The sequence below is a fragment of the Actinoallomurus oryzae genome, assembly GCF_039541955.1.
In the GTDB taxonomy this organism is placed as follows: Bacteria; Actinomycetota; Actinomycetes; order Streptosporangiales; family Streptosporangiaceae; genus Actinoallomurus; species Actinoallomurus oryzae.
This window is the reverse complement of the sequence record NZ_BAABHF010000030.1, coordinates 39,526-56,667: the sequence shown is the minus strand read 5'-3', so window position 1 is coordinate 56,667 and position 17,142 is coordinate 39,526. Positions and strand designations below refer to the sequence as shown.

15 protein-coding genes and 1 pseudogene are annotated in these 17,142 nt (G+C 70.9%); 9 read left to right on the top strand and 7 right to left on the bottom strand.

What is annotated here, in order from left to right; genetic code table 11:
• Nucleotides 1-13: 13 nt before the first annotated feature.
• From ABEA10_RS27850 to ABEA10_RS27840, 3 genes are all read right to left on the bottom strand, one after another.
• A complete protein-coding gene (locus ABEA10_RS27850; RefSeq protein WP_345468931.1) occupies nt 14-997 on the bottom strand; it encodes an LLM class flavin-dependent oxidoreductase in 984 nt (327 codons plus the stop codon).
• A gap of 7 nt (nt 998-1,004) precedes the next feature.
• Nucleotides 1,005-1,841: a L,D-transpeptidase family protein gene (locus tag ABEA10_RS27845; RefSeq protein ID WP_345468929.1), complete on the bottom strand. Its 837-nt coding sequence runs from the start codon at nt 1,839-1,841 to the stop codon at nt 1,005-1,007.
• 100 nt (nt 1,842-1,941) lie between these two features.
• Nucleotides 1,942-2,598 (bottom strand): DUF1707 SHOCT-like domain-containing protein, encoded by a 657-nt coding sequence (locus ABEA10_RS27840; protein ID WP_345468928.1) that lies wholly within the window; start codon nt 2,596-2,598, stop codon nt 1,942-1,944.
• Between the two features lie 120 nt (nt 2,599-2,718).
• On the opposite strand from ABEA10_RS27840, the gene ABEA10_RS27835 reads away from it, so the two are divergent.
• Nucleotides 2,719-3,378 (top strand): cupin domain-containing protein, encoded by a 660-nt coding sequence (locus tag ABEA10_RS27835; protein ID WP_329255761.1) that lies wholly within the window; start codon nt 2,719-2,721, stop codon nt 3,376-3,378.
• A gap of 110 nt (nt 3,379-3,488) precedes the next feature.
• Here ABEA10_RS27835 and ABEA10_RS27830 read toward each other — a convergent pair whose 3' ends face one another.
• On the bottom strand, nt 3,489-4,292 hold the full coding sequence (locus ABEA10_RS27830; RefSeq protein ID WP_345468927.1) for an enoyl-CoA hydratase/isomerase family protein: 804 nt from the start codon (nt 4,290-4,292) through the stop codon (nt 3,489-3,491).
• A 206-nt stretch (nt 4,293-4,498) separates the two neighbouring features.
• Here ABEA10_RS27830 and ABEA10_RS27825 point away from each other — a divergent pair.
• A pseudogene (locus tag ABEA10_RS27825) lies at nt 4,499-5,504 on the top strand (RNA-guided endonuclease InsQ/TnpB family protein).
• On the opposite strand, the gene ABEA10_RS27820 reads toward ABEA10_RS27825, so the two are convergent.
• Nucleotides 5,505-6,404, bottom strand: a complete 900-nt coding sequence (locus tag ABEA10_RS27820) for an SDR family oxidoreductase (RefSeq protein WP_345468926.1) — start codon at nt 6,402-6,404, stop codon at nt 5,505-5,507.
• Between the two features lie 120 nt (nt 6,405-6,524).
• The gene (locus tag ABEA10_RS27815) at nt 6,525-7,220 is read right to left on the bottom strand and encodes a DedA family protein (RefSeq protein WP_345468925.1); all 696 of its coding nucleotides are present in this window, start codon (nt 7,218-7,220) and stop codon (nt 6,525-6,527) included.
• A gap of 109 nt (nt 7,221-7,329) precedes the next feature.
• Between ABEA10_RS27815 and ABEA10_RS27810 the strand changes: the two genes are divergently transcribed.
• Nucleotides 7,330-8,232 (top strand): glutathione S-transferase family protein, encoded by a 903-nt coding sequence (locus tag ABEA10_RS27810; protein WP_345468924.1) that lies wholly within the window; start codon nt 7,330-7,332, stop codon nt 8,230-8,232.
• A 31-nt stretch (nt 8,233-8,263) separates the two neighbouring features.
• Complete coding sequence (locus ABEA10_RS27805) at nt 8,264-9,286, top strand: serpin family protein (RefSeq protein ID WP_345468923.1); 1,023 nt, start codon at nt 8,264-8,266, stop codon at nt 9,284-9,286.
• Nucleotides 9,287-9,301: 15 nt separating this feature from the next.
• Here the strand turns inward: ABEA10_RS27805 and ABEA10_RS27800 are convergent, their stop codons facing one another.
• Entirely contained in the window at nt 9,302-10,237 is a 936-nt protein-coding gene (locus ABEA10_RS27800) for a GlxA family transcriptional regulator (protein ID WP_345468922.1), read from the bottom strand.
• A 238-nt stretch (nt 10,238-10,475) separates the two neighbouring features.
• On the opposite strand from ABEA10_RS27800, the gene ABEA10_RS27795 reads away from it, so the two are divergent.
• The 5 genes from ABEA10_RS27795 (at nt 10,476) to ABEA10_RS27775 (ending at nt 17,099) form a co-directional block, all read left to right on the top strand.
• Nucleotides 10,476-11,006, top strand: coding sequence for a hypothetical protein (locus tag ABEA10_RS27795; RefSeq protein WP_345468921.1), 531 nt, complete (start codon nt 10,476-10,478; stop codon nt 11,004-11,006).
• Nucleotides 11,007-11,311: 305 nt separating this feature from the next.
• The gene (locus tag ABEA10_RS27790; RefSeq protein WP_345468919.1) at nt 11,312-15,013 is read left to right on the top strand and encodes a multifunctional oxoglutarate decarboxylase/oxoglutarate dehydrogenase thiamine pyrophosphate-binding subunit/dihydrolipoyllysine-residue succinyltransferase subunit; all 3,702 of its coding nucleotides are present in this window, start codon (nt 11,312-11,314) and stop codon (nt 15,011-15,013) included.
• Nucleotides 15,014-15,193: 180 nt separating this feature from the next.
• Nucleotides 15,194-15,373 carry a DUF6104 family protein gene (locus ABEA10_RS27785; RefSeq protein ID WP_329255740.1) on the top strand — a complete coding sequence of 60 codons (180 nt, stop codon included), beginning with the start codon at nt 15,194-15,196 and terminating at the stop codon, nt 15,371-15,373.
• A gap of 182 nt (nt 15,374-15,555) precedes the next feature.
• The gene (locus ABEA10_RS27780) at nt 15,556-16,383 is read left to right on the top strand and encodes a DUF4097 family beta strand repeat-containing protein (protein ID WP_345468918.1); all 828 of its coding nucleotides are present in this window, start codon (nt 15,556-15,558) and stop codon (nt 16,381-16,383) included.
• The gene (locus tag ABEA10_RS27775) at nt 16,380-17,099 is read left to right on the top strand and encodes a PadR family transcriptional regulator (RefSeq protein ID WP_345468917.1); all 720 of its coding nucleotides are present in this window, start codon (nt 16,380-16,382) and stop codon (nt 17,097-17,099) included. The genes ABEA10_RS27780 and ABEA10_RS27775 overlap by 4 nt, the downstream gene beginning before the upstream one ends.
• Nucleotides 17,100-17,142 lie beyond the last annotated feature (43 nt).

Here is a 17,142-nt window from a genome sequence, read left to right as displayed (position 1 = left end):
TTCGCGGGCGCGCTCACCCGCGGAGCCGCGGCAGCACCTCCGCACCCAGACGACGGATGTTCTCCCTGGTCAACACCGGATCACCGGTGCCATCGGCCATGAGGACGAAGTGGTCGACACCCGTACGCTCCGCGGTCGCCGTCAGCGTCGCGACGCAGTCTTCCGCGGTGCCGACCGGATGGATCCGGCACAGCAGCGCGGCGTACTCCTCCGGATCGCGGGGCCGGCGCGGACGGCCGTCGACCGGGACGTACCCGGCCAGGCCCGGCCCGAGCCAGCGCGGCATCGCCGTCCGCAGCGCCCGCTGCGCCTCGGCGCGCGTGTCCGCGACATGGGCGACGCCGGCCGCCAGGTGACCGGGTCTCGCCGGGCCGTACCGTGCGTAGTGCTCGACCATGGCGCGCTTGTCCTCGTCGGCGGCGTGCATGCCGAGCAGCATCGGCAGCCCGCGCCGCGCGGCCAGCTCGGCCGTCGCGGCGGAGGTGCAGGCCACGACGACGGGCGGTCCGGTGAGCGGGCGCGGCACGACGGGCACCTCGCGGAACGGGAAGGTCGCGGTGCCCGCGACCCGCTCCTCGGTCAGCGCGGCGAGCAGCAGGTCCAGGCTCTCGGCGAAACCGGACTCGTACCGCGCCAGCCCGGTGCCGAAGACCTCCAGGTCCACCCAGGGGCCGCCGCGCCCGACCCCGAGCCGGAACCGTCCCCGGCCGACCTGGTCGAGCAGCGCGGCCTGCTCGGCGAGCGCCACCGGGTGCTGGTTGGACAGCACGCTGACGGCGGTGCCGACCGTGATCCGGCTCGTGCGCCCCAGGACGTACGCGGCGAGGGTCACCGCCGAGGGGCAGACGCCGTAGGACATGAAGTGGTGCTCGGCGAACCAGACGCCGTCGAACCCGGCCCGCTCGGCCTCGACGGCCGCCTCGACCGTACGGGCGAGCACCTCGGCGTGCGACTGGCCGGGGAACTGCGCCGCCGGCAGGAAGAGCCCGATCCGCATCGGCGGATCAGCCGCGGACGTAGACGCGCGTGCCGATCGGCAGCAGCTTCGCCACGATCGTCGACGTGCTCATCGGCACCCGTACGCATCCGTGGGACGCCGGCCGCAGCGGCACCGAGGGCTCGCCGTGGATGGCGTACCCGCCGTCGAAGTAGTTGGCCTTGTAGAGCGTGCCCAGCGGCGAGGTCTCCCAGCCGGAGGCCTTGCGGTACACCCGGAAGTTCCCGCGCGGCGTGTGCGCGAACCCGGTGTGCCCCTGCGAGGAGTAGTACTGCTCCGACCCTGAGGAGATGTGGCTCGTCAGCACGAGGCGGCCGTTCTTGTAGACGTAGAGGAGCTGGTGCTTGACGTCGACCTCGGCCCGGTCGCCGGCGCCGCGCGGCACGAGCGGCTTGGGCGTCCGCGGCGCCGCGAACGCGCTCCAGAACCGCGCGCTCGTCCGCGACGCGGGCTTGATGTGGTTGACCTTCTGGAACGCCCAGACGGCGAAACTCGTCGCCGGCCCCCACCTCCCGTCGGCGCTGCCGGGGTCGTAGCCGAGGTCCACGAGCCGCTGCTGGAGCGCCTTCACCTCCGCGCCGTGGTCGCCCCGGCGGAGCGTCGGCCCGGCGGCCCCGGCACGCGGGATCGGGGTCGTGGCCGGGCCGCCGTCCACGGTGGTGTTCCGCGCCGGAGCGCTCCGTGCGGGTGCCCTGGGTGCGGCCTTCGCCGCGGCCCTGGGAGCGGCCTTGGGGACGGCCTTGGGGGTGGTGGAGACGTGGGTGGCCTGACCGGCGATCGCCGCGACCAGCAGTAACGCCGAGCCGGTCCCGGTGAGGACGACCGCGCTCAAGCGGATGCGCATCGGCTTCACTCCCAGGAGTCGAGAGGGATCGTCCTTTCCCTGCGTCCCCGCTGCCGCGCGCTTTACTCCTGCCGGCCCGTCGCTTGACGCGCGTCCGAGGTCAGCGGCGGGGCATCGTGCGGGTCTCGACGAGCCCCTTGTAGGCGAGCGCGCGTACGTACACGAGCGGCGCGTCGGCGGGCAGGTCGCCGCTCCAGTCCTCGTCGCGGGTGGCGCCGAAGCCGTTCACCTCGACCCGGACGCCCGGCGGCACGATGATCTCGATGTCGGACTTGTAGGCGACCGCGCGGATCACGGTGACCGGCTCGGTGAGCTCGGCGGCCCGCAGGTCGATCACCCCGCTGCCCTTGTAGACGATCGCGCGGAAGGTGCCCGGCACCCGCCAGCGGCCGGCGTACCGCACGCTGTTCTTGTACGCGACCGCGCTACGGCCCGGCTTGGGCATCCGGGCGGGCGCCGGGGCGGCCGGAGGCCCCGCGACCGGCGCGGTGGTGGCCGGCAGATCGGTGAGCAGCGCGTCGAGGTCGCCGTGGGTACGCGCGGCCAGCGCGGCGCGCATGCGCTCGTCGAACTCCACGTCGGCCAGGCGGCCCTCGGCGAAGGCGACCTGCAGCCGCTGGACGGTCGCGTCCCGCTCCTGGTCGGAGGCGCGCATGCTCGACGCGGGCATGCTCGACGTTGGCATGCTCGGCGCGGGCGGGCTCGGCGCGGGCGGGCTCGCCTCGCGGTACGGCTCCATCGATGAATCCCCCTTCATGGCCGCAAAACGAGATGTATCTTAAACCCACTTCTCTCTAATGGCGAGACCTTGCCCGGTGGGCGACTCGCCGGACCAGCGCGCCCGGGCGCCGGCCGTACGGGCCGTTAGGTTGGGCGTGTGCTGCTACTCACGACGCTCGACGCCTGGCGCGCCGAGCCGGACCAGCCGTTCCGCGACGAGTCCGCCGCCTACTCCCCCGAGGAGGACGCGGTCGCGCTGGCCAACGACGCCTTCCCCGGCGGTCAGGTGATCGCGCTGGTCGTTCCCTTCTCCCGCGTGCCGCTGCCCGGTGCGGTCAACCGGTCCACGGTCGAGGAGGTGCGGTACGCCCGGCGCGACCCGAGCGGCCGGGTGACCGGATTCCACGCCCGTCCCCCGGTGGCCGAGGCGCTGGACCTGCTGCCGCATCCGGAGGGCGGCTGGTTCCGCGAGACGTGGCGGACCGCGGCCCGGCTCCAGGCGCACGGCGGTGAGCGCGACACCGCAACCGGCATCTACTTCCTGCTCGGCGTCGGCGACGAGTCGATGTGGCACGTCGTCCGCTCCGACGAGCTGTGGCTGTGGCACCGCGGAGGCCCGCTGGAGCTGACGACGCGCGGCGACGCGCCGACCGAGGAGAACACCGTCCTGCTCGGCCCGGACCTGGAGCGCGGCCAGGTGCCGCAGGCGCTGGTGCCGGGCGGCGTCTGGCAGTCCGCCCGGCCGGCGGCCGGCCAGGAGGTGCTGGTGAGCTGCGTCGTCTCCCCCGGCTTCGACCCGGCCGACTTCAGCGTCTGAACCGGCGCCCCGGCCCGTACGGCCGGCTCTCCGCCGTGGCGCGGCGTCGGGGAACCTCCGCGTGGCGCCCCTCGTGAACCTCGGCCCCGCGCCCGGATGGGCCGGAACGCTCAGCGGTTGCGGAAGTGCGGCTCGCGCTTGGCCATCCTGGCCGCGAGCCCCTCGGCCAGATCCTCGGTGAGGAAGGCCATGGTCTGCGTGCGGTTCTCCACCGCGAGGTGACCGCGCAGCCCCGAGGTGTCGAGGGACAGGTTCAGCAGCTCCTTGGTATGCCGCAACCCGAACGGCGAGCGTTTCAGCAGGTCGGCGGCGAGTTCGAGAGCGGCGTCGAGGTCGGCCCCCTCATCGGCCCGCGTGGCGAGCAGGCCGAGGTCGTACGCCTCCGCGGCGGTGACCGAACGGGCCCGGTAGAAGATCTCCGCGGCCCGTGAGGCACCGATCAGCCGGGGCAGCAGCCAGGTGAGCCCGAGATCGCCCGCCGAGAACCCGAGCTTGAGGAACGGCGCGATGAACGTCGCCGTCGGGTCGGCGACCCGCAGGTCGCAGGCCAGGGCGATGGACATGCCCATGCCGGCGACCGGGCCGTGCAGCGCGGCGATCACCGGCTGCGGGATGTCGCGCAGCCGGAGGATGAGTTCGCCGCTGCGCGCCATGCCGCGGTAGACCCGCGCGACCCGGCCCTCCTCGGCTTCCTCACCGGAGCCGAGACCGTCGCCCCGGACGTCCATGCCGGCGGTGAAGGCCCGCCCGGCACCGGTCAGCACCACCACGCGGGTCTCGACGTCGGTGGCCAGCCGGTCCAGGATCGCGAGAAGCTCCTCGACCATCGCCGGCGTGACCGCGTTGAGCCGCTCGGGCCGGGCTAGGGTGACCACCGCCACCCCGTCCCGCCGCTCGAACGTGACCGCGCTCATGCGGCGATTCCCTCGGCACTCATCCGCGCCACTCACCGATAAGTTCGGAGGAGGCCCAGTTCTTCGAGGCCGGGAGGAAATCCGGCCCCCGAAAGAGCTGGCCCGACGAAGCCGGGTACTCCAGGCATGAAGCGTTCATAGCCGTCTTTCCATCCCGTTCTTCCGTTACTCGTTGCTGATCTTGGGGCACTGCGAGACTTTCGAACGTGCGTACGAGCTACAAGGTGCGGGCCTACCCCACCCAGGAGCAGGCGGCGATGTTGAACCGCACGTTCGGCTGCGTACGTCTGGTGTGGAACAAGATTGCGCAAGCAGTCGGCGACCTTCACCCGGTCGGCGTTTCGCTGGCGGGAGGGCCGCCTTTATCTGGCCAAGATGATGGACACACCGCTGGAGGTCGTGTGGTCCTGGCCGGATGTCGATCCCGCGTCGATCGAGCCGACGTCGGTGACGGTCTCGCGTGAGCCGTGCGGACGCTGGTACGTCTCCCTCGCCGTCGAGGTCCCAGGCCCTGAACAGGCGCCCCCGACCGGCGCGGTCGTCGGGGTGGACCTGGGCATCAAGGACTTCGCGGTCACCTCCGACGGAGGCAAGATCGCCAATGCCCGCCGCCTGGCCAAACGAGAACGTAACCTGGCCCGCTACCAGCGGCGCATGGCACGCAAGCAACCCGGATCGAACAACCGGGCTAAGGCAAGGGCGAAGGTGGCCCGCGCGCACCGCAAGGTCACCGCGTCCCGCACGGACTTCCTGCACAAGACCAGTGCCCGCCTGGTCCGCGACCACGACGTCATCGTGATCGAAGACCTGAACATCAAGGGCATGATCCGTAACCGGCGGCTCGCCAAAGCCATCTCCGACTGCGGATGGGGAGAGTTCCGCCGCCAACTGAAGTACAAAGCAGCCAGGCACGGTCGCCATCTGATCGTGATCGACCGCTGGTACCCCAGCTCCAAAACCTGCTCGACGTGCGGACACCTGCTCGTCGAACTCCCGCTTTCCACCCGGGCGTGGCGTTGTCCGTCCTGCCGTACCCTGCACGACAGGGACATCAACGCGGCAAAGAACATCCTGGCGGCAGGTCTTGCCGTGTCGGCCTGTGGAGGTGACGTCAGACACCCGGGGCCCCCTCGGGCGCAGTCGCCACAGAAACAGGAACCCCAGCCCGCGAGGGCCGGGATCCCCGTCCTTCAGCTTCAGGGCCGGGAATAGTCAATTGATCGCGTTGAAGACGGCCATGGTCTGCTCGCCGATGTCCTTGGCCAGCAGGTACGGCTCGACCTCGTTGATCTGCTGCCAGTTGTCGCGCACGTCCTCGACGCTGAGTCCGCCCTGCTTGGTGAAGCCCGGCCCCTCGGCCACGAAGACGCGGGCCACCCGTCCGCCACCCACGCTGTAGGTCTCGCCGGTCGACGCGTTGGTCTCGTGCGCGAGCCAGGCCACGACCGGAGTGACGAGCTCGACGCTCAGCTTCTCCTTGTACTCCGGCGGGAACAGCTCCTCGGTCATGCGGGTCCAGGCGATCGGGGCGATCGCGTTGACCTTGATGTTGTACTTGGCGCCCTCGGCCGCCAGCGTCTTGGTCAGCCCGACGAGCCCCATCTTGGCCGAGGAGTAGTTGGCCTGCCCGAAGTTGCCGAACAGCCCGGCCGGCGAGGTGGTCATGACGACGCGGCCGTACGCCTGCTCGCGCAGGTGCGGCCACGCGGCGTGGGTGACGAGGAACGACCCGCGCAGGTGCACGGCGAGGACCTGGTCGAACTCCTCCGGCACCATGTTCTTGAAGGACTTGTCCCGCAGGATGCCGGCGTTGTTGACGACGATGTCCACCTTGCCGAAAACGTCGAGCGCGGTCCGTACGATCGCCTCGGCGCCCTCGGGGGTCGCGACGTTGTCGGTGCTGGCGACCGCCTCGCCGCCGTTCTTCTTGATCTCCTCGACCACGGCGGCCGCCGGCCCGGCGGAGGAGCCGCTGCCATGGAGCGAGCCGCCGAGGTCGTTGACGACGACCTTCGCGCCCCGCGCGGCCAGCTCGAGCGCGTGCTGCCGGCCGAGCCCCTGCCCGGCCCCGGTGACGATCGCCACCCGTCCGTCGAACCGCAGTTCCGCCATGTCCACATCCTCCTCGCGACGCGTTACCGACTCCGTGTGTATCAAACCGAATCCGACTCGGACGGTCCAGGCGGACGCCCCGCCGGCGGTGACTCCCGGAGGAGGAAGACCAGAAGGGGTTCAGTCGTCGTGCTGGTGCTCGCGCAGGTCCTCGCGCAGGTCCTCGCGCAGGTCGGGAACCGACACCGGCTCCGGGGCGGTCTCGGTCTCCTGGGCCTCCTTCTTCCGGCGGCGGTACAGCCAGACGCCGAGCGCGATCACGACGATCACCGCGACCACGACCGCGAGGACCCGGCCGGCCCACTGGGCGACCTGCTCGAACGCCGTTCCGGCCAGGTAGCCGCCCATCGTGAAGCCGATGCCCCAGGCGATGCCGCCGAGGGCGTTGAAGACCAGGAACCGGCCGTACGGCATCCGCGCGCTCCCCGCGAGTGCGGGCATGATCGCGCGCAGGAGGGCGGTGAAGCGGCCGATGAAGACGGCGAAGGCGCCACGTCGGCGCAGCAGGTCCTGTGCGCTGCCGAGGCGGTCGCGGTGCTTGCGCAGCGCGCGGGTATCGAGCAGCCGGTCGCCGAACTTGCGCCCGATCTCGTACCCCACCGAGTCGCCCACGACGGCGGCGCACACGATCACGACGAGCAGGATGGGCAGCGAGACCCGGTGCTGGCTGGCGAGCACGCCCGCGACGACGATCGCGGTCTCCCCCGGGAAAACGAACCCGAAGAAAAGGGCGGCTTCGGCGAACACCAGCGCGGCGACCACCCCGTAGATGATCGGGCCGTGCAGGTGGAGCAGAGCGTCAGTGATATGACCCACGGGCGATCAGCGTCCCGTTTCCGGCGTCTCCATGACGATTATCGTATGAGCAGGTCGGCACCGGCGGATCGCTCTAAGGTCGCAGATTCCCGTCAATCGGAGGGACTACATGGCGAACATCATGAGCGCCGAGCTGAAGAACGGCCGCTTCGTCCGGCAGGCGAACCGGTTCACCGACCGCATCGGCACCGATGAAGAGCTCCCCGTCGAGACCGGCCGCTACCAACTCTACGCCTCGCTCGCGTGCCCCTGGGCGCACCGTTCACTGATCGTCCGCAGGCTGCTCGGGCTTGAGGATGTGATCGGAGTCACGATCGTCGACCCGATCCGCGACGAACGCGGCTGGCGCTTCACCCTGTCGCCGGACGGCCGCGATCCCGTGACCGGCGCGCGGTTCCTGGCCGAGCTCTACACCGCCACCGACCCCTCGTACGAGGGGCGGCACACCGTGCCGTGCGTCTGGGACACCGTGGGCGGGCGGCTCGTCACCAACGACTATCCCCAGATCACGCTGACGCTCGAGTCGGCGTTCGCGCCGTTCCACCGGCCCGGCGCGCCCGAGCTGTACCCGCAGGAGCTGCGCGCCGAGATCGACGCGGTGAACGACGAGGTCTTCCACAACGTCAACAACGGCGTCTACGAGGCGGGCATGGCGCAGACCCAGGAGGCGTACGAAGAGGCGTTCGACGCGCTCTTCGCCACCCTCGACCGCCTGGAGGCCCGCCTCGACAGCCACGACTACCTGGTCGGCGACCGGCTGACCGAGGCCGACGTACGCCTGTACCCCACGCTGGCGCGCTTCGACGCCGTCTACCACGGGCACTTCAAGTGCAACCTGCGGCGGATCGTCGACTATCCGCGCCTGTGGGCGTACGCCCGGCGGCTCTACGCCATTCCCGCGTTCGGCGAGACCACCGACTTCGACCACATCAAGCGTCACTACTACGAGACACACCGCCACCTGAACCCGTACGGCATCGTGGCCAAGGGCCCGGCGATCTCATGGACGTGATCGTCTCCGCGCGCCGGAGTACGGTCGAAGAATGGATGAGTTCGCACTCCGCCTGAACCGGCGGCTCGGCTCCGAGGGCGGCCTGGTCTGGTCTCCCTACTCCGTCGCGTCGGCGCTGGCGCTCGCGGCGGCCGGCGCGCGCGGCCGCACGTACGACGAGCTGGCCGGCGCCCTGGGCGGGGCGCCGGGCGAGCTGGGCCTCGCGGAGGCCGCGGCGCTCGACGACGCCGAGATCGCGGTGGCCGACACGCTGTGGCTGCGCGAGGGCGTGCCCGTCGAGGAGGAGTACGAACGCACGACCGGCGCGGCGCTGCACAGCGCCGACTTCGCCGGCGACCCCGAGGCCGCCCGCCGGGCCATCAACGCGGAGGTGGCCAAGACGACGCGCGAGCTCATCCGTGACCTCCTGCCGGCCGGCGCCGTCGACCCCGGCACGGTCGCGGTCCTCGTCAACGCGCTGTACCTCAAGGCCGCCTGGCGGATCCCGTTCTCCCACAGCGACACGGTCCCGGTGCCCTTCCACGGCTCCGGCGGGCGACGGCGGGTGCCGATGATGCGCCGCACCGGCCGCATGCCGTACGCCGAGGCCGGCGGCTGGCGGATGGTCACGCTCACGGCCGGGGGCGGCGTGGTCGCGGACGTGCTGCTCGGGCCCGAGGACGGCCCGCCGGCACCGGAGTCGCTCCGCCCGCTGTACGACGCGGCGCAGCCGGTCAAGGTCCAGCTGGCCGTGCCGAAGTTCCGGGTCGAGAGCGGAGCGAGCCTGACCGAGCCGCTCGGCGCCCTCGGCGTACGGACCGCCTTCACCGACGACGCCGACTTCTCCGGCATGACACCCGCGCCCGTGCGGATCGACCGGGTCGAGCACAAAGCCGTGCTCGAGGTGGACGAGCAGGGCCTGGAGGGGGCTGCGGCCACCGCGGCCGTGATGGTGCCGGCGGGCATGGACCTGAGCCGTCCGGTGGAGTTCCGCGTCGACCGGCCGTTCCTCGTGGTCGTACGCCACCCGGCCAGCGGAGCCGTCTACTTCCTCGCCCGCGTCGCCGAACCCTGATCACCGTCCGGGACCTCACCGGAACGCACGGCGGTAGGCGTTCGGGCTGAGGCCGGCCACGCGCTTGAACCGGTCGCGGAAGGCGGTCGGCGAGCCGAAGCCGACCTGCGCGGCGATGCGGTCGACCGGATGCGTGGTGGTCTCCAGGAGGTGCTGTGCCCGCCGGATGCGGGCGCGGTGCAGCCACTGCAGCGGCGTCGTGCCGGTCTGCTCGCGGAAGCGCCGGTTGAGCGTGCGGGTGCTCATCCCGGCGTGGGCGGCGATCTCCTCGAGCGTGAGGTCGCGGCCGGAGTTGTCCTCCATCCAGTGCAGCACCGGCTCCAGCACCGAACCGCGCGGCGTGGGCGGCTGCTCGTGCACGATGAACTGCGCCTGCCCGCCCTCCCGCTCCAGCGCCATCACCGACAGCCGGGCCGCGTCGGCCGCGACGGCCGAGCCGTGGTCGCACCGGATCATGTACAGGCACAGGTCGAGGCCTGCCGCGGCGCCGGCCGAGGTCAAAATCTGCCCGTCGTGCACGTACAGCACGTCCGGGTCGACCTTCACGGCCGGGTACCGCTCGGCCAGGAACCCGGCGGCGGCCCAGTGGGTCGTGGCGCGCCGCCCGTCCAGCAGCCCGGCCGCCGCGAGGGTGAAGGCCCCGGCGCAGATCGACGCGATCCGCGTGCCGGCCTCGGCCGCGCGCTGGAGCGCGGCGAGCACCTCGGGCGGCGGCGTGGCCGGCGCGGCGACGCCCGGCACGATGATCGTGTCCGCCTCCTCCAGCGCTTCCAGACCCCACGGCGCGCGGATCGTGAACGCTCCGGCGTCGACCTCCTCCGCGGGCGCGCAGACCCGCAGGCGATAGGGCGACCTCCCGTCGGGCAGGCGCGTACGCCCGAAGGCCTCCAGGGGCGTGGTCAGGTCGAATCCGATCACCCCGTCGAGCGCGAGCACCGCGATCGTGTGCATGGCCGTAACGTACGCCACCGCCGGTTTCCCGCCAACCATCCGTGACCGGCACCGCCTGCACGCATCAGGGCACCCGGTCGGCCGTCGTGGCGCGTCCACCGCCAGGTACGCGCCCCGCTCCCGGACTTGGCGAGAATCAGGTGGAGCGTGGCACTTACGCCACTGTCAAGCCCGGGGACCGGTCAATAGCGTCGTGCCCGCGCCGCCGTACGCCGGCGGCGATCACACCGTTCCCCGCATGAAGGCACCCGCATCCGTGACCAAGATCCTTCTCATCGTCCACGTCCTGGCCGCCGTCCTCGCCGTCGGACCGGTGGCCGTGGCGGCCAGCATGTTCCCCGCCGCGATCCGCCGGGCCTCCGCCCGGCCCACCCAAGAGCCCGCCCTCGAACCCGCCCTCGGATCCACCGCCACCCCGGGCGACGACGGCCCGGCGATGGCCGGTGCGCGGCTCCTGCACCGCGTCTGCCGCGTGTACGCCGTCGCCGGCGTCGCCGTACCGCTGTTCGGCTTCGCCACCGCCGGCGCCATGCACGTCACGGGCGACGCGTGGGTGATCGTCTCCATCGCCCTCACGGCGCTCGCGGCCGCCGTGCTCGCGCTGCTCGTCCTGCCTCGCCAGCAGGCGCTCCTCGCCGGCCCGCGGCCGTCCACGGCCACCGAGCGCGGCCCGGCGCGGCTCGCCATGTACACCGGGCTGTTCAACATCCTGTGGGCGGCGGTCACCGTCTTGATGATCGTCCGGCCCGGGTCCAGCACCGGAGCGTGATCTGCGTCACCGGGCGGTCTCCCGCGGCCGAGCCCCTCCACCGGAGGGCTCGCGGGGCCGTGAGCGGAGGATCCGGTCCGCGAACGGCGTTCGGCCAAAAGGACACGGCCATCGCGCCGTCCACCGAAAGCCTTTATGCACGCCCGAATTCGAGCGGAATATCCCTATCCGTGGGAGCGCTATGGATGAGCGTGGCCTGTCCACATCGTGAGAACCCTGAGCCTTGCATCGCGGACGGTCACGGACGAGTAGCCTTGTCTCGATTACAGATCCACCTGCGAGCGCGGAAGAGGGCGATCTCCGCCGTGTCGACTCAGTCGTCGCGATCCTCCGCCGACCAGACCACTCCAGACTTCGGTCCCAACGAGTGGCTGGTCGACGAGCTTTATCAGAAGTACCTCGAAGACCCCAACTCGGTTGACCGAGCCTGGTGGAACTTCTTCGCCGACTACCAGCCGGACCGCCCGGCCAAGGCCGCTGACGGCGCGGCCGCCTCTCCTCCGACACCCGCTCCCACGACGCCCTCCGCTCCGACCGCGCCCGTACCCAAGCAGAAGCCCGCCGCCGCTCCCGTCGCCAGGCCCGAGCAGAAGCCGGCCGCGAAGGCACCCGAGAAGCCGGCCAAGAAGGTCGCCCCGGCGCCCCAGGTCCCCGGCGGAGCCGAGGAGGTGCGCCTGCGCGGCGTCGCCGCCCGCACCGTCACCAACATGGAGGCCAGCCTGGCCGTGCCGACCGCGACCAGCGTGCGCGCGGTGCCCGCCAAGCTGCTGATCGACAACCGCATCGTGGTCAACAACCACCTCAAGCGCGGACGGGGCGGCAAGGTCTCCTTCACGCACCTGATCGGGTACGCCCTGGTCAGGGCGTTGCAGGCCATGCCGGAGATGAACGCCTTTTACGCCGAGGTGGACGGCAAGCCCACGCTGGTCCGCCCCGAGCACGTCAACTTCGGCCTGGCGATCGACCTGAAGAAGGACGACGGCCAGCGGCAGCTCGTCGTGCCCAACATCAAGAACGCCGAGACCCTCGACTTCCGCCAGTTCTGGGCGGCGTACGAAGAGGTCGTGCGCAAGGCGCGCAACAACAAGCTGACGATCGACGACTACGCCGGCACCACGATCAGCCTGACCAACCCCGGCACGATCGGCACGGTGCACTCGGTGCCCCGCCTCATGCCCGGCCAGGGCACGATCATCGGCGTGGGCGCGATGGAGTACCCCGCCGAGTACGCCGGCACGTCCGAGGAGGCGCTCGCCCGCCTCGGCATCAGCAAGGTCATGACGCTGACCTCGACGTACGACCACCGCATCATCCAGGGCGCCCAGTCGGGTGACTTCCTGCGCGTCGTCCACCAGCTCCTGCTCGGCGAGGACGACTTCTACGACGAGATCTTCGAAGCGCTGCGCATCCCGTACGAGCCGGTCCGCTGGGTCCAGGACATCAGCGCCACGCACGAGGACGACGTCGCCAAGGTCGCCCGGGTGCACGAGCTGATCCACGCCTACCGCGTGCGCGGCCACCTCATGGCCGACACCGACCCGCTGGAGTACACCCAGCGCCGCCACCCCGACCTCGACGTCCTCAAGCACGGCCTCACCCTGTGGGACCTGGAGCGCGAGTTCGCCACCGGCGGCTTCGGCGGCAAGCCGACGATGAAGCTGCGCGACATCCTCGGCGTGCTGCGCAACTCCTACTGCCGCACGGTCGGCATCGAGTACATGCACATCCAGGAGCCCGACGAGCGGGCCTGGATCCAGTCGCGCGTCGAGGTGCCGCCGGAGAAGCCCGACCGCGAGGAGCAGAAGCACATCCTCGGCCGGCTCAACACCGCCGAGGCGTTCGAGACGTTCCTGCAGACCAAGTTCGTCGGCCAGAAGCGCTTCTCCCTCGAGGGCGGCGAGTCGCTCATCCCGCTGCTCGACTCGGTGATCACCGCGGCCGCGCAGGAGCACCTCGACGAGGTCGTCATCGGCATGGCCCACCGCGGCCGCCTCAACGTCCTGGCCAACATCGTCGGCAAGTCCTACGGCCAGATCTTCGGTGAGTTCGAGGGCAACCTCGACCCGCGCAGCGCCCAGGGCTCCGGCGACGTGAAGTACCACCTCGGCGCCGACGGCGACTTCGTGGCCCGCGACGGCTCGAAGATCCGCACCTCGCTCGTGGCCAACCCGAGCCACCTGGAGACCGTCGACCCGGTCGCCGAGGGCGTCGTCCGCGCCAAGCAGGACGTCCTCGACCTCGGCGAGGGCGAGTTCACGGTGATGCCGATCCTCATCCACGGCGACGCGGCCTTCGCCGGCCAGGGCGTCGTGGCCGAGACGCTGAACCTCTCCCAGCTCCGCGGCTACCGCACCGGCGGCACCGTGCACATCGTCGTGAACAACCAGGTCGGCTTCACCACCGCCCCGGAGTACTCCCGGTCCAGCGTGTACGCCACCGACGTGGCGCGCATGATCCAGGCGCCGATCTTCCACGTGAACGGCGACGACCCCGAGCAGTGCGCGCGGGTCGCCCGGCTGGCGTTCGAATACCGCCAGGCGTTCAACAAGGACGTCGTCATCGACCTGATCTGCTACCGGCGGCGCGGCCACAACGAGTCCGACAATCCGTCGTTCACCCAGCCGCTGATGTACGACCTGATCGACGCCAAGCGCTCGGTCCGCAAGCTGTACACCGAGGCGCTGATCGGGCGTGGCGACATCAGCGTCGAGGAGGCCGAGCAGGCGCTCCGCGACTACCAGGAGCAGCTGGAGCGGGCCTTCTCGGAGACGCGCGAGGCCACCAACCAGCCGCCGCAGGACAGCTTCACCAAGCCCGACACCGAACGCATCCCGGTCGACCACAAGGGCGTTCCCACGGCCATCTCGGACGAGACGGTCAAGCGGATCATCGACACGCAGCTCAACCTGCCCGAGGGCTTCACCCCGCATCCGCGGGTGCAGCCGCTGCTGCAGAAGCGCGCACAGATGATCGAGGACAACGCGATCGACTGGGCGACCGGTGAGATGTTCGCGTTCGGCTCGCTGCTGATCGACGGCCGCCCGGTGCGCGTCGTCGGCCAGGACACCCGCCGCGGCACGTTCGGCCAGCGCCACGCGGTGCTGTTCGACCGCAAGACCGGCGAGGAGTACACCCCGCTCAAGCAGTTCGGGCAGGGCACGTCGAAGTTCTACGTGCACGACTCCCTGCTGAGCGAGTACGCCGCGATGGGCTTCGAGTACGGCTACTCGATGACCCGCCCCGACGCCCTGGTGTGCTGGGAGGCCCAGTTCGGCGACTTCGCCAACGGCGCCCAGTCGATCGTGGACGAGTACATCTCCTCCGGTGAGCAGAAGTGGGGTCAGCACTCCTCGGTCGTGCTGCTGCTGCCGCACGGGTACGAGGGCCAGGGCCCGGACCACTCCTCGGCCCGCATCGAGCGCTACCTCCAGCTGTGCGCGCAGGACAACATGACGGTCGCGCAGCCGAGCACGCCCGCCAACTACTTCCACCTGCTGCGCTGGCAGGCGCTGTCGCCGCGGGAGAAGCCGCTGATCGTCTTCACGCCGAAGCAGCTGCTGCGGCTCAAGGCGGCGACGTCGGCGACGTCGGAGTTCACCTCCGGCTCGTTCCGGCCGGTGATCGGTGAGAGGGCGGAGCTCGGCACGGTGCGCCGCGTCCTGCTCACCACCGGCCGCCTCTACTACGACCTGCTCGGCGCGCGGGACAAGGCCGGCGACACCTCGACCGCGATCATTCGGGTCGAGCGGCTCTACCCGCTGCCGGTCGACGAGATCAAGGCGGAGCTGGCGAAGTATCCGGCCGACGCGGAGCTGATCTGGGTCCAGGACGAGCCGGCCAACATGGGCGCCTGGCCGTTCATGTCGCTGAAGCTGCCCGCGCACCTGGAGGGCCGCGAGCTCAAGCGGGTGTCCCGCCGGGCCAGCTCGTCGCCCGCCGTCGGGTCGGCCAAGATGCACGCCGCCGAGCAGCAGGGCCTGCTCGCCGCCCTGTTCGGCGAACGCTGAGAGATCGGACCGCCCGGAGCCCTCGCCCGTCGCGAGCGGAATGAGGGTCTCCGTGCGGTCTCCGGCCTGCCCCAAGGTCCTCGCCGCGGCCCCGCACCGACCGGTGCGGGGCCGCGGCGCATACCGCTGCTACCTTGGGCGCCGTCCAGACCACCACCTGACGATTGCGAACGTGGACGCATGTACTTCACCGATCGAGGTATCGAGGAACTCGCCGAACGCCGTGGTGAGGAAGAGGTCTCGCTCGCATGGATGGCCGACCGGCTCCGGGAGTTCGTCGACCTGAACCCCGAGTTCGAGACGCCGGTCGAGCGCCTCGCGACCTGGCTGGCCCGCCTCGCCGACGAAGACGACGACTGACCGCCGTCCGATGCCCCGCTGCGCTCCGCATTGGACGGCGGTCAGTCCTGGTTTGTTGTGCTTCCCCGCAAGCCTTGATCGGCATCCGGCCACCCTCGAGGCCGAAACGCGATACATCTTGAACTTTCGTAAAACGCGACATATCTTGTTTCCATAGCGTTCCGACGGAAGGGAAGAGGCTCATGGCACGCTGGACGGTCGAGGAGCCGACGAAGATCGACTTTGACGGAGTGGTCGCCCTCAAGGCGAACATCGTGGCGGGCACCGTCTCCGTGCTGCCGACCAGCGACCGCCCCGCCCTGCACGTGAGCGAGGTCTCCGGCCACCCGCTCGAGGTCGCGCACGAGGCGGGCATGCTGAGCATCAGCCAGAAGCAGAGCGGGATCGAGGGCGTCTTCCGCTGGCTCCAGAACACCCGCGGGCACACCGCGATCACCATCACGGTGCCGGCGGACTGCCCGGTCACCCTCAACCTGGTCACCGCGAACGCCGTCGTCAACGGCATGTCGGGGCGTGTGTCGGTCAAGACCGCCTCGGGCGACGTGACGCTCGACGGCGTGACCGGCTCGATCGACGCCAACACCGCGACCGGCGCGGTCGAGGCGCACGGCGTCGACGGTTCGATGACCTTCAACTCCATGTCCGGCGACCTGGCCCTCGCCCGCGGCACGGTCGACCGGCTGAGCGCCCACTCCGTGAGCGGGCGGATCACCACCGACGTCGACCTCCGCGACGGCGCCGGCGTGCAGCTCCGGACCGTGTCCGGTGAGGTGACCATGCGCCTGCCGGCGTCCACCTCCGCCAAGGTCTCGCTGCTGTCCATGAGCGGCCGGATCGACGCGGCGTTCGACGGCCTCAGCCGGCAGGATCCCCCGGTCGGCAAGAGCATCAGCGGTACGCTCGGCGGCGGAGCGGCCTCCCTCAACGTCAACTCGGTCTCCGGCGCGATCACCCTGTTGAGCCGTCCCGATCCCGATGCACTGAAGCGAGAAGGAGCACACGACCGATGAGTCCGGTGTTCGGCCATGGCCGGCTGAGGCTGTACCTGCTGAAGCTGCTCGAAGAGAGCCCGCGGCACGGCTATGAGGTCATCCGGCTGCTCCAGGACCGCTTCCTCGGCGTCTACTCTCCCTCGCCCGGCACCATCTACCCCCGGCTCGCCCGGCTGGAGGAGGAAGGGCTCGTCACCCACGAGGTCGTCAAGGGCAAGAAGGTCTACCGGCTGACCGACGCGGGCCGCGCCGAACTCGAACGGCGCATGGACGAGCTCGCCGAGCTGGAAGAGGAGCTGACCGAGTCGGTCCGCGACATCGCCCGCGAGGTGCAGGAGGACGTCCGCGACACCGTACGCTCGCTGCGCGAGGAGCTGACCCAGGCCGCGCGCGAGATGCGCAAGCAGGGCCCGGCCGGCGCGACGCAGAACCTCAAGGCCACCACGCAGCGGCAGAAGGACGAGTGGCAGCGCCAGAAGGAGCAGTGGAAGCACCACAAGCGTGCGCTGAAGGAAGAGTGGCGGCACACCTGGGAGGACGCCTGGGCCACCGCCACCGGCACCCCGGACGACGCGGCCCGCGTCAAGCTGGATCGTACGCTCCGCCGCTTCGTCGAGGAGGCCCGCGCCGCCGCGCGCGAGGGCGTGAGCGATGAGCAGCTCGCCCGGACCCGCGAGCTGCTCGCCGAGACCTCCGAACGCCTCCGCACCGAGATCTTCCCTCCGCGGCAGTAGGGCGCGGCGGGTGGGGTGACCGCGCACCGCCGGGACGTACGCG